At 65.4% G+C, this 12,254-nt stretch carries 14 protein-coding genes; 10 read left to right on the forward strand and 4 right to left on the reverse strand.

Features of this window, described 5'->3' with window-relative positions; all coding sequences use genetic code 11:
* Positions 1-7: 7 nt before the first annotated feature.
* Entirely contained in the window at positions 8-652 is a 645-nt protein-coding gene (locus AC5Y7E_RS15155; RefSeq protein WP_499919027.1) for a TetR/AcrR family transcriptional regulator, read from the reverse strand.
* Positions 653-698: 46 nt separating this feature from the next.
* Here AC5Y7E_RS15155 and AC5Y7E_RS15160 point away from each other — a divergent pair, with 46 nt between their 5' ends.
* The 7 genes from AC5Y7E_RS15160 (at position 699) to AC5Y7E_RS15190 (ending at position 7,203) form a co-directional block, all read left to right on the forward strand.
* Positions 699-2,123, forward strand: a complete 1,425-nt coding sequence (locus AC5Y7E_RS15160; protein ID WP_499918711.1) for an aldehyde dehydrogenase family protein — start codon at positions 699-701, stop codon at positions 2,121-2,123.
* 12 nt (positions 2,124-2,135) lie between these two features.
* Entirely contained in the window at positions 2,136-2,516 is a 381-nt protein-coding gene (locus AC5Y7E_RS15165; RefSeq protein WP_499918712.1) for a carboxymuconolactone decarboxylase family protein, read from the forward strand.
* A complete protein-coding gene (locus tag AC5Y7E_RS15170; protein ID WP_499918714.1) occupies positions 2,513-3,406 on the forward strand; it encodes an NAD(P)-dependent oxidoreductase in 894 nt (297 codons plus the stop codon). Before AC5Y7E_RS15165 ends, AC5Y7E_RS15170 begins: the two co-directional genes overlap by 4 nt.
* Before the next feature lie 248 nt (positions 3,407-3,654).
* The gene (locus AC5Y7E_RS15175) at positions 3,655-4,746 is read left to right on the forward strand and encodes an amidohydrolase family protein (RefSeq protein ID WP_499918715.1); all 1,092 of its coding nucleotides are present in this window, start codon (positions 3,655-3,657) and stop codon (positions 4,744-4,746) included.
* A 29-nt stretch (positions 4,747-4,775) separates the two neighbouring features.
* Positions 4,776-5,921, forward strand: coding sequence for an amidohydrolase family protein (locus AC5Y7E_RS15180; protein ID WP_499918718.1), 1,146 nt, complete (start codon positions 4,776-4,778; stop codon positions 5,919-5,921).
* A gap of 1 nt (position 5,922) precedes the next feature.
* On the forward strand, positions 5,923-6,321 hold the full coding sequence (locus tag AC5Y7E_RS15185) for a Rieske (2Fe-2S) protein (protein ID WP_064882584.1): 399 nt from the start codon (positions 5,923-5,925) through the stop codon (positions 6,319-6,321).
* 15 nt (positions 6,322-6,336) lie between these two features.
* Positions 6,337-7,203, forward strand: a complete 867-nt coding sequence (locus tag AC5Y7E_RS15190) for an alpha/beta fold hydrolase (RefSeq protein ID WP_067133749.1) — start codon at positions 6,337-6,339, stop codon at positions 7,201-7,203.
* A gap of 17 nt (positions 7,204-7,220) precedes the next feature.
* Here the strand turns inward: AC5Y7E_RS15190 and AC5Y7E_RS15195 are convergent, their stop codons facing one another.
* Positions 7,221-7,694, reverse strand: coding sequence for a hypothetical protein (locus AC5Y7E_RS15195; protein WP_499918720.1), 474 nt, complete (start codon positions 7,692-7,694; stop codon positions 7,221-7,223).
* Positions 7,695-7,730: 36 nt separating this feature from the next.
* On the opposite strand from AC5Y7E_RS15195, the gene AC5Y7E_RS15200 reads away from it, so the two are divergent.
* Genes AC5Y7E_RS15200 through AC5Y7E_RS15210 form a run of 3 tightly spaced genes read left to right on the forward strand, consistent with a single transcriptional unit; the run spans position 7,731 to position 10,519 of the window.
* Positions 7,731-9,029 (forward strand): NADH-ubiquinone oxidoreductase-F iron-sulfur binding region domain-containing protein, encoded by a 1,299-nt coding sequence (locus AC5Y7E_RS15200; RefSeq protein WP_499949615.1) that lies wholly within the window; start codon positions 7,731-7,733, stop codon positions 9,027-9,029.
* On the forward strand, positions 9,026-9,322 hold the full coding sequence (locus tag AC5Y7E_RS15205; RefSeq protein WP_499918723.1) for a ferredoxin: 297 nt from the start codon (positions 9,026-9,028) through the stop codon (positions 9,320-9,322). The genes AC5Y7E_RS15200 and AC5Y7E_RS15205 overlap by 4 nt, the downstream gene beginning before the upstream one ends.
* 21 nt (positions 9,323-9,343) lie before the next feature.
* Positions 9,344-10,519: an acyl-CoA dehydrogenase family protein gene (locus AC5Y7E_RS15210; RefSeq protein WP_499918724.1), complete on the forward strand. Its 1,176-nt coding sequence runs from the start codon at positions 9,344-9,346 to the stop codon at positions 10,517-10,519.
* A gap of 15 nt (positions 10,520-10,534) precedes the next feature.
* On the opposite strand, the gene AC5Y7E_RS15215 is transcribed toward AC5Y7E_RS15210, so the two are convergent.
* Together AC5Y7E_RS15215 and AC5Y7E_RS15220 are read right to left on the reverse strand one after the other, a co-directional pair.
* Complete coding sequence (locus AC5Y7E_RS15215; RefSeq protein ID WP_499918725.1) at positions 10,535-11,491, reverse strand: LLM class F420-dependent oxidoreductase; 957 nt, start codon at positions 11,489-11,491, stop codon at positions 10,535-10,537.
* 12 nt (positions 11,492-11,503) lie between these two features.
* Positions 11,504-12,247: a hypothetical protein gene (locus tag AC5Y7E_RS15220; protein ID WP_499919028.1), complete on the reverse strand. Its 744-nt coding sequence runs from the start codon at positions 12,245-12,247 to the stop codon at positions 11,504-11,506.
* Between the last annotated feature and the right edge of the window lie 7 nt (positions 12,248-12,254).

The raw sequence follows: 12,254 nt of genomic DNA on the forward strand, positions 1-12,254 counted from the left end.
CGCGAATTCAGCCCCGGCGCAGTATGCCGCGTAAAAACAGGTCGACGGCGTGTTGTAGGTGGCGCTCGTCCTCTTCGGCGTCGCGGTAGATGCCGCAGTCCGCCAGCCGCGCGGGCAAATGCTCGACGAGCGCGATGAAGTGGCCCGCGGCCAGTTCTAGATCGTCCACCTGGATGACCCCGGCCTCCTGGTGGTGACGAAGCAGGTCCATCACCTGCCGATGACGCGGGGACCAGGTCATGGAATGCGCGCTGACCGCGAATTCGGGAAACCGTGCCGACTCGTTCATCGCGATCTGCTTCAGGCGGACGATGTCGGGATCGATCGCCCGCGCGAGACCCGCGCGCCCGATCGCGACGAGGGCGGCCCGCAGATCACCGCCATCGAGTTCCTCGGCGGCTTCGCGTTCCGTTCTGCGAGTGAGGGCCCAGGGGATGACGTCCAGGAAGACCGCACGCTTGTCCGGATAGCGGGCGTAGAGAGTGCGCCGGGTGATGCCGGCCGCCTTGGCGATAGCGTCCATGCTGGTGCCGTCGTAGCCGTGCTTGACGAACGTCGCGACGGCCGCCTTGCGCAGCTTTTGTTGCAGCTTCTTGGCTTCGGCGTGCGTTGGTCGCCCACGCCGGGTTGTCGTGACCACGGAAATATACATTAACGTGTAGATATCCGTCGGCGCGACGAAAGAGGTCAGGGCCACCGTGACCAGCACGCAGTCATTCATCAACGGCGAATCGGTGCCCTCTGCGGACGTCTACGACAACATCGATCCGGCAACCGGAAGATCTCTCGGCCCGGTGGCGCGCGGCGGCAGTGCTGAAGTGGATCGCGCCGTCCGGGCGGCGCGAGCCGCATCGAAGAGTTGGCCGGACACCTCGCCGGAGGCGCGAGCAACACTGTTGACCCGAATCGCCGATCTCATCGATGAGAACCGTGAGCGGTTAGCCCGATTGGAGAGTGAGGACACCGGAAAACCGCTGCGCCAGGCACGCGCCGATGCCGGCGTCGCTGCACGCTACTTCCGCTTCTACGGCCACGCCGTCGACTCCTACTACGGCCAAACCATCCCGCTCTCAACGGATCTGCACGTGTACACCCGGCGCGAGCCGTTCGGCGTGACCGGTCACATCATCGCGTGGAACTATCCGATGCAACTGCTCGCCCGTGCGGTCGCTCCCGCCATCGCGGTGGGCAACTGCGCCGTGGTCAAGCCCGCCGACGAAACACCCAGAACGGCAGTGGAACTCGCCGCGCTAGCGGTGCGGGCCGGCTTGCCGCCGGGGGTGTTCAATGTGGTGACCGGCATCGGCGCCGAGGCCGGCGCGGCGCTGGCCGCGCATCCCGGTGTCGACCACCTCGGCTTTGTCGGATCGACCCAGATTGGATCGATAGTTGCTCATGCCGCCGCCGACCGCGTGATCCCCACGACGCTCGAGCTAGGCGGCAAGTCCGCACAAATCGTCTTCCCCGACGCGGATCTGGCTCGCGCCGCGGACTCGATCGCGAAGGCGATCCTGCAGAATGCCGGGCAAACCTGCTCGGCCGGCTCGCGCCTGCTGGTGCACGACGGGATTCATGACGCCGTGGTGGGCACGGTCCAACAGCATCTGTCGTCGGTCACGGTTGGGCCCGGGATCGAGGACCACGACCTCGGACCGCTGATCTCCCGAAAGCAGCAGCACCGGGTGCAAACCATGCTCGCCGACAACGTGAAAGGCGAAATCCTCTGCGGCGGTGGCCCTCCGGACGACGCGCGACTGGCGGACGGCGCTTACTTCTCGCCCACGATCATCGACGGCGCCGATCCCGCATCGACGATCGCCCAGGAGGAGATCTTCGGCCCCGTGCTGACGGTCAACCGGTTCGCCACCGAAGAGGAGGCGATCGAGCTGGCCAACGGCACCCAATACGGCTTGCTGGGCGCGGTGTGGACCGCCGACCTCTCGCGCGGGCATCGGCTGGCGGCACAGATCCGCGCGGGCCAGGTCTACGTGAACACCTACGGCGCCGGCGGCGGAGTGGAATTGCCGTTCGGCGGCTTCCAGAAGTCCGGCTATGGCCGCGAGAAGGGGTACGAAGCCCTCGACACATTCAGCGCCACCAAGACCGTGGTCGTTCGCCTTTGAAGGAGGAAAACATTGGATCGCGAAACCTATCAGCGCGGACTCCACATCCGTTCCGAGGTGTTGGGCGAAGAATACGTCAACCGCGCAATGGCCGACGCGGATGACTTCACCCGGCCCCTGCAGGATCTCGTCACCGAGTACTGCTGGGGCGCGGTGTGGGGCCGTGAGGAACTGCCACGTAAAACCCGCAGCATGCTCAACCTGGCGATGATCGCGGTCCTCAACCGGCCCAACGAATTGCGGATGCACGTCAAGGCGGCGCTGACCAACGGTGTAACCCGCGAGGAAATTCGCGAGATCTTTTTGCAGGTGGCCATCTACGCCGGCGTACCCGCGGCCGTCGACAGCTTTCGCATCGCGCGCGAGGCGTTCGCCGAGCTGAACGAGTCATGACACTCGGGTTCATCGGGCTTGGAAACATGGGCTTTCCCATGGCTGGCCGCCTGATTCGGGACAAGCACGACGTCGTCGCCTTCGACGCGCGTGGTGAGGCCCTCGAGCGCGTCGTCGCGCTGGGCGCCCGCCCGGCGTCGTCACCCCAGGAGGTCGCCGACCACGCGGAAACGGTGCTGGCCAGCCTTCCCACCCCGGGAGCGTCGCTCGAGGTGGCAACCGGTCCGGCCGGCGTGATCGAGGGCGCGCGGGTGCAGCGCTACGTCGATTTGTCCACTGTCGGAAGCCAAATGGCGGTGCAGATCCATGGCCTGCTCGCGCGGCGCAACATCGTGGCGATGGACAGTCCGGTCAGCGGCGGCGTCAGCGGCGCCGAGAAAGGGACCCTGGCGCTCATGGTGTCCGGCCCACGCGGCGAATTCGACGCCGTGCGAACCACACTCGAAATCCTGGGCCGGCCGGTGTATGTCGGCGAGAAGCCCGGGTCGGCGCAGACGATGAAGCTGGCGAACAACATTCTTGCGGCAAACGTTTTGACCGCGACCGCTGAAGTCGTCGTGATGGGCGTCAAGGCCGGACTCGACCCCGGCGTGATGATCGAGGTGCTCAACGCCGGATCGGGTGCGACGAGTGCAAGCCGCGACAAGTTCCCCCGGGCGATCCTGCCGCGCACTTTCGACTACGGCTTCGCGACCGGGCTGATGCTCAAAGACGTGCGCCTTTACCTCGACGAAGCGAGAGCACTGGGCGTCCCCGCCGAAGTCGCCGAGACGATCGGCCGGCTGTGGGAGGCGCTCGCCGACGATGAAGGGCCCGCCTCGGATTTCACGACGGTGATCAAGCCGTTCGAGCGGGCGGCCGGCGTCACGGTGGGCGGCACGTCGGAGTAGCCCGCCGAGGTGATCCCCCGTCGTGGCGAGCAATCCGCATCGCGGGTGTCCCCAAGCGGAGAATGGTATTATCCGGAAACAAGAACCCGACTTGCCCAATAGACCGCAAAACGTCCTCTACCTGGGGCGATGATTAAACGAAATGCTTACCGGAAACCCATTGATGGACAGCCGCAGAAAATGTTAGATTGGCTATCATATGACCTCGCACGGCCGGCTTTGGCCGCCGTAGCCGAAGGGTGGCCCTGGTGATCACACACGCTGACGGAAGCAGCACACCGCTGATCGATGCGAGCGTGCACATCTTCTTCCCGTCCAACAAAGCGCTCCGGAAGACCCTGCGCGAGCCGTTCAAGAGCCGCGGCTTTCCCGATTACGAGATGGACTGGTACGGCGCACCCGGCGGCGAGTACGCACCCAACACCGAGGGTCCCGACGGACAGTACCCCGGATCGGATCCGGATTTCGTTGCCGATGAACTGTTTTCGAAGCGCGGGGTCGATGTGGCGGTGCTGCATCCGATGGCGCGCGGCATCATGCCGGACCGGCACCTGGGCAGCGCGCTGCATGCCGCCCACAACGAGATGATGGTGTCGAACTGGCTGGAGTCCGGCCAGTTCGGCGAACGGTTCCGCGGCACCATCCGGGTCAACCCCGATGACATCCCCGGCGCGCTACGCGAGATCGAGAGATGGCGCGCCCATCCTCGGGTGGTTCAGATCGGCGTGCCGCTGCAATCCCGCGAGCTCTACGGAAAACCGCAGTTCTGGCCCATTTGGGAGGCCGCCGTCGATGCCGGGCTTCCCGTCGCTGCGCACATCGAGGTCGGGTCGGGCATCGCGTTTCCGCCGACGCCGAACGGGAACACCCGGACCTACGAGCAGTACGTCAGTTTCATGGCGTTGAACTACCTGTATCACCAGATGAACATGATCGCCGAGGGTGTATTCGAGCGGTTCGACGGCCTCAAGTTCGTGTGGGGCGATGGCGCCGCCGATTTCATCACGCCGTTCATCTGGCGCATGGACACCTTCGGCCGGCCGCACCTGGAGCAAACTCCATGGGCCCCGCGGATTCCCAGCGACTACCTGCCCGGTCACGTGTATTTCGTTCAAGGCAGCCTCGATGGGCCCGGCGACGTCGAATTCGCCGGTGAATGGTTCGGCTTCACCGGCAAGGACGACATGGTGATGTTCGGCTCGAGCTATCCGCACTGGCAATGCGGCGACGTGAGCAAGCTGCCCAGCGCGTTGTCCGCCGAGCAGCGCGAGAAGCTGTGCTGGCGCAACGCGGCGCAGCTCTACGGCATAGACATTCCCGCCGGGGTGGGCGCACAGTAGAAATATCGCGAAAGACTGAGGAGAACCAGATGACGCTGACCCATTCGCAGGAGCGGGTTCCCGCTACCGAGCGCATAGCCGTCCGCTGCGTCGACTCGGATGTTCATCCCGCCCCCAAGCGCGGAGAGTTGCTCCCCTACATCCCCGAGCCGTGGCGCAGCAAATACTTCCTCACTCGCTCCGTTGGCGAGCAGATCTACTACGACGCGCCGGACTATGCGCACTCCTACGCGATGCGCGTTGACTCGTTCCCGGCCAACGGTGAGTTTCCCTGCAGCGACCCGGATTTGGCGTTCCGGCAGCTGATCATGGAGGCCGGCTCCGATATCGCGATCCTGGAACCGGCGGCATATCCGGCGCGCCTTACCGAGGCGCAGCACGCGATGTCGGCCGCGTTGAACGACTGGCAGGCCAATCACTGGCTGGACAGCCACAACAACTGGCACGAGCGGTGGCGCGGTTCGATCTGCATCGCCATCGAAGAGCCGGAAGAGTCGGTGCGTGAGATCGAGCGCTGGGCCGGACACCCCTTTATGGCGCAGATTTTGATCAAGGCCGAGCCGCGGCCGTCCTGGGGCCATCCGAAGTACGACCCGATCTGGGCGGCCGCCACCAAGCACGACATCACCGTGAGCTGCCACCTGTCGCGCAGCCAGTTCGATGAGCTGCCGATCCCGCCGGTGGGCTTCCCCAGCTACAACCACGACTTCATGGTGACCTACTCCCTGCTGGCGGCCAACCAGGTGATGAGCCTGATTTTCGACGGAGTCTTCGACCGATTCCCGACGCTGCGAATCGTGTTCGTCGAGCATGCGTTTAGCTGGATACTGCCGCTGATGTGGCGGATGGACGCGATCTATGACGCGCGCAAGTCGTGGCTCGACATCAAGCGCAAGCCGTCCGAGTACGTCAAGGACCACATCAAGTTCACCACCCAGCCGCTGGACTACCCGGAAGACAAGACCCAACTGACCCGCGCACTGGAATGGATGGAGTGCGAGAAGATTCTGCTCTTCTCCTCGGACTACCCGCACTGGACGTTCGACGACCCGCGCTGGTTGGTCAAACACCTGCCCAAATACGCCCGCGACGCGGTCATGTACAAGAACGGCATCGCCACCTATCACCTACCCGAGACCGTTCCGGTGCTCGAGGGTCAGACCCGGGTGCTCTGAGTTGACGGAAGAAACCAAGCGGCCCGAGCCAAGACTCGCCCAGGGCCGCGAGCATGTCGTCGCAACCGTAGACGAAATCCCTCCGGGCACACACAAACTGGTTCCGATCGGGCGACACGGCGTCGGCGTCTATAACGTCAACGGCACGTTCTACGCCATCGCGAACTACTGCCCCCATCAAGGCGGCCCGCTGTGTTCGGGACGAGCCCGCGGGCGCACGATCGTCGACGAGACCGCGCCGGGCGACTCCGTCATGGTGCGCGACCTGGAGTACATCTACTGTCCCTGGCACCAATGGGGTTTCGAGCTGGCGACCGGCACCACCGCGGTCAAGCCCGAATGGAGTATCCGTACCTATCCGGTGCGCGTCGTCGGCAACGATGTTTTGGTTCAGGCCTAGCTACAGGAGAATCGGGTGCCTGCTATCGAGATCAACGGGGGAAATGTCGTCTACGAAATCCTCGGTGACTCTGGCGATCTCATTGCCCTGACGCCGGGCGGAAGGTTCAGCAAGGAGATCCCCGGCCTGCGTCCGCTGGCCGACGCCCTGGCTGCCGGCGGATATCGAGTGCTGCTGTGGGACCGGCCGAACTGCGGCGCGTCCGATGTGCAGTTCTACGGGCAAAGCGAGTCGCACATGCGCGCCGAGACGCTGCACAAGCTGGTGACCGGCCTGGGCTTCGAGCGCTGCATTCTGGCCGGAGGGTCCGGCGGCGCAAGGGATTCCATGCTGACCACGATGCTTTACCCCGAGATGGTCACCAAGCTCGTGGTGTGGAACATTGTCGGCGGCACCTACGGCACCTTCGTGCTCGGTTCCTTCTACATCATCCCCAGCATCCTCGCGGTGCGTGGCACCGGCATGGACGGCGTGGTGAAGGTGGCCGAATGGCGCGAGCGCATCGAGGAGAACCCTAATAACAAGCAGCGGTTCCTCGACTTCGACAAGGATGAGTTTCTCAAGCTCATGCTGCGCTGGCTCAACGCCTTCGTTTCTAAGCCGGGACAGACGATTCCGGGCGTCGAGGACGAGATGTTCGACCGAATCAAGGTCCCCACGTTGATCATCCGCGGGGGCGAGAACGACATGGACCACCCGAAGCGGACTTCCCTGGAAGTCAGTTGCCTGATCAAGGGATCGAAGCTGATCGATCCGCCCTGGCCCGAGGACGCCTGGGAACGCGCGTCCGAAGACCGCGCGGCCGGCCGGGTGCAGCATTTCAACATGTTCGACACCTGGGTGCAGGCGGCGCCCGCGATTCTCGAATTCCTGGGCTCGTAATGGGGCGAAACGGTGCATTACCTGGTGCGGATGTGGACCTCACAATTGAGCGACGCCTCCAGCGCCGTGTGCACACGGCTTTCCGGAATCCGTTCGAGGTCGGACTCTCGCAGCGTGACGTGGACGATGTCGAACCCGTCATCGCCGGGCGTGCGCTCGATGTCACCGGTCAACCCGAACGCGGACAGCACCCCGTGCGCGTCGTCGTCAGTGCCCCGGCTGACAAAGGTGATCACACCCGGGACCGGCCCGGCGCCGAACACCTTGGCGCACAACTCGATAGCGGTGCTCCTGGCCGTCTCGCCATCTTCGGCCTCGATGAGCAGTTCAACCTCGCGACGACTCGCCGGCAGGGACGCGAGGTCGTTGTCGACCACTCCGACGCCGGCCTCGGCCGCAGCCTCGAGGAGAGCCGCCATGCCGTCACGTAGTTGCGCAGGCGCGAGAACGGTGTCCGGGTCGACGTTGACACGCACCACGGCAGTTCGCATGTGCGCAAGCCTAACCAAGACGATGGCAGGCCAGCTGTGAACACCACTGAAACCACCAACATCACCACCGCCAGCGCACCCGGGTGCACGCCGCGGCTGCTGATCGAGCAGACCGGTCGGGAAGACCTGGCGGCCTATCGAAAGCTCGGCGGCTACCGTCCACTCGCCGATGCCGATGAATTGCTAAGCGAGGTCGAATCGAGCGGACTGGTCGGGCGCGGGGGTGCGGCGTTTCCGCTGGCGGTGAAGCTGCGGGCGGTACGCGACAACGGACGCTTGATGGGTGTCCCCGTCGTCGTCGCGAACGGCGAAGAGGGAGAACCGGCTTCGATCAAGGACCGCTGGTTGCTACGGAATCGCCCGCACCTGGTCCTGGACGGGCTGCGGCTCGCCGCGACGATGGTGACCGCTGACCGCGCCTGCATCTACGTCTCCGACCCGGAATCGGCACACAGCGTCGAAGCCGCGTTGAACGAGTTGGGCGCCGAGACGCTCGGCGTCACGATCGACATGCTCACCGTGCAACCGGGATACGTGGCCGGCGAGGAGACCGCCGCGGTCCGGGCCATCAACGGCGGCCCCGCCAAGCCAACGGACAAACCACCGCGGCCCTTCGAGGCGGGAGTCGACGACCGGCCCACGTTGGTGAGCAACATCGAGACTTTGGCGAACCTGCCCTATCTGCAAAGCCACGGCTCGGCTGATTTTCGGTCGCAAGGCACGACGCTGTCGCCGGGGACCTTCCTGGCCACCATCACCGGAGGCGGTAAGCCGCCGGTCCTCTACGAGCTTCCCCATGGACTGGCGTTCACCGATTTACTTGGCTTGCACGGCGTTTCGCCCGGCGACGTACGCGGGGCGTTGATGGGCGGCTACTTCGCCGGTCTGCTCAACCGTTCTGTGTTGGAGACGACCCTGGACCACGAGACGATGCGGCGTGTCGGTAGCGGCCTTGGCTGTGGCGCGATCTCGGTGATCACCGACGACTGTCCCGTCGCGGTGGCGGCATCGGTGCTCGCGTACTTCGACCGCGAAAACGCCGGGCAGTGCGGCTCTTGTTTCAACGGGACGGCGGCGATGGCCGCGGCCGCCGGGACGCTGCGCGACGGCGCTGCGACGACAGAAGACGTCCAACGGTTGCGCCGTTGGTCGGTGCTGCTGCGTGGACGCGGCGCGTGCGCGACGCTGGATGCCGCGACCAACGTTGCCGCCAGCCTGCTCGACCAGTTCCCGGACGAAGTCGGTGTGCATCTCGACGGCAGGTGCCCTGACTGCGCAGACGGCGCGTTCCGCGCGGACCGCCCCTACGAGGCGGAACCAGTGAGGCAAGCATGAAAATCCGTCTGGACCGCACCATTTGCGACGGCTTCGGTATCTGCGCCAAGCACGCGCCGGGATACTTCTCGCTGGACGATTGGGGATACGCATCGCTCATCGGGGACGGCACGGTGGCGGAGCCGGATCGCGACGCGGTCATGCGGGCTCTGCTCGACTGCCCCGTGCACGCCATCACCGAGATCGGTCAGCGCACCAACCGCGCTTCTCAGCCCCCGCTCGCCGACACCGAGGATCCGGCCGAACACCTGAAAACCGAAGAGAACGAGGCGGAGTGGGGATTCACACGCTGAGGCGACCGGGAAGGTAGCTCGGTGCGACTCACCTTTGACACCGACGTGGAAGCGTTTCGCGCGGAGTTCGTGAGGTTCCTGACCGAACATCTGCCGAGCCAAGCCCAGGCCGGGGAGCGGCCCTCGTCGACCTCGCACATGCCCGAGTGGTCGCGTCGCTGGCAGCGGCTCCAGTTCGACCACGGGTGGCTACTGCCGGGCAACCCGCCGGAATTCGGCGGCCGCAACGCAAACATCCTGAAGCAGTTCGTACATCGCGAGGAGTTGTCGCGCCGCCGGATCTATCACTGCTTCAATCCGCAAGGCGTCGGCATCATCGCGGCGTCGCTGTTGTCCTTCGGCACCGAGGAACAGAAGCGGCGCTGGGCCGTTCCCATCCTGCGAGCCGAAATGACCGCGTCGCTGGGAATGAGCGAACCCGGAGCCGGCTCCGACCTGGCCGGGCTGCGAACCAAGGCGGAGTTGATCGGCGATGACTTCGTGGTCAACGGGCAGAAGGTGTGGACGTCTGGCGCTCATGACGCCGACGTCATCCTGACCTTCGTTCGCACGGACCCAAAGGCCCCCAGGCACAAGGGAATCAGCGCGCTGCTCATCCCGACCGACACTCCGGGGGTGGTGCGTCGGCCCTTCCCGCCGGTCTATGACCGTGACGAGTTGGACTTCAACGAGGTCTTCTTCAACGACGTCCGGGTCCCCACGGACAACCTGGTCGGCCCGCTCAACGGTGGGTGGCAGGTGGCCAACGGCTCCCTCGGCCACGAGCGCACCCTGATGTGGATGGCCTTCGCGAACCGGCTCGAACAGCTGCTCGAGAACTACCGGCCGGCGGACGCGGTGAACGCGGACCACTACGCCACTATCGTGATGGACTATTACGCGCTGCGGCTGCTCGGTTCGGCTGCGCTGGGGCGCGCGGCCCGGGGTGAGGTAGACGTGGCGGCGCTGTCCGTGCTGAAGGTCTTCGGTTCGGAGGCCGAGCAGAGCGCACTCCGGCACGCACTGGACGCGGCGGGGGCCGACGGTTTACGCGACAAAATGCTCACGGCTCCGTACAACCCTTACGCCCCCGACCTTTTCACCGCCGGCTGGTTCGCGCGCTACATCAGCAGCTACGCGGGCACCATCGCGGGCGGCACCTCGGAGATTCAGCGCAACATCATCGCCCAGCGCGTCCTCGGATTGCCGTCGCGCTGATCTTCAGCGGGCCGCTCAGATACTTGGACACAGGGACGACAGGAACTCCTGAGTACGACGCCGCGATTTGGTCCGCTCGCTGATGTCCTTGCCCAGCGGCACGATTCGCACCGCGAGGTCGGTGACGCCCGCGTCGCGATACCGGTTCAGCCGATCCAAGACGGCCGCCTCGTCGCCGGCCGCCATCGTGTCGCCGACGTCTGCGGCGTCGCCGTGCTGCAGCAGCCGCACGTAGTTCGGCGAGAAGTCGGCGTGCCCGAGCACCTCGCTGGCGTAGCCGCGAGCACCGTCGGTCTCGGCGTTCGAGCAGAGTGCGACGGGCACCCCGGCGACGATCCGTGGCGCGGGCCGCCCGGCCCGGTCAGCCGCCGCGGTGATGCGCGGAACGACGTGGTCTGCGATTGCCCGCTCGTCCGCCATCCACAGAACGGTTCCGCCGGAACGCTCCCCGGCGAGCTGCAGCATCGTCGGACCGAGCGCTGACAATAAGACCGGCATCTCGAACCCGTCGGTGACATCGACCGGTGAATGGACGCAGAAGCTTTCGTTGTCGACATCGACGCTCCCGGGCCCGGCGAAGGCCGAGCTGAGCACCTCGAGGTAGTCACCCATCAAGCTGGCCGGGCGATCATAGGGCAATCCCAATTGAGAGTTGACGATCCAATGATGCGAGGGTCCGATGCCAAGCGTGAACCGCCCGTCACACACGGCCTGGGTGGTCAACGCTTGTTGCGCCATGATCATCGGATGGCGAGTCTGGATCGGCACGACGGCCGTTCCGATCTCGATACGATCGGTGGCCTGTCCGATCAGGGCCACGGCGGTCATCGCGTCGAGGTAGCCGGGGACCTGGGGCATCCAAAACGCGGTGAAACCGTCGGTTTCGGCGGCGACACCATCATCGACCAGTCCCGCTAGCCGATCGGCGCGCGAGCGCTCCTTATCAGAACCAACCATCAGGCCGATGCGCACACGACCCCTTTTCTAGGGCACATACCGGTCCCACTCGTACGGAACGACCGCGAAAAAGGGTGCGGCGAAAAAAGGTTCGATGTCCGACTCGGCCCACCGGGTCTTGAGCGCCGGGTGCAGCCGTTTCGCGGTGGCGATCGGATCGTCATCGAGGAAGCAGTATGTGATGGTCTGATTCTCTTGCGCACTGGCCAAGCCGGCGTCGACCCGAAACGATACTGCGGACCAGACACCCGCGACTCCGTCGACCTCCAACAGCGGGTTCGGCGATGCCGATCCTCGCTCGACCAACACGAAGGCGCCCCGGACGGGCAGCCAGGGCAGCACGTCCGACCCGACCTTGACGCGCGGCGCGGCCGCTTTCCGTTGCACGCCATAGACGCCGCGCTCCACCGGTGGCAGCAGCGGGAGCTTACGGTCGGCATTGCCCAATGCCGTTGACAGCTCGTTGAAATCCTGCAGCCCGGCCGGGTCGGTGAAGAAGTAGGTCATCATGTGGTCGACGGCGTCCAAGGGCCCGTCGATGATCGCCCGGGCGGAGCGGCAGGCCGGCGTGGACACCAGGCGCAGTGAGGCGCGCACAGCGGCCAACCGGTGCTGCTCGGGGCGGTGGTCCAGGGTGTGCCAGCGTAGGTACTCCGCGTCCTTGCCGTCGGGGTGCCGGGTCGCCATGGAGACGAACAGGGTAGTGATCTCGCCACTGCCGGTGGCAAGGATCTCGGTGACCTCATCGGACGGCGTGCCGGGAAGGTGCATAGCCGTC

Source organism: Mycobacterium sp. NGS17, assembly GCF_059813205.1.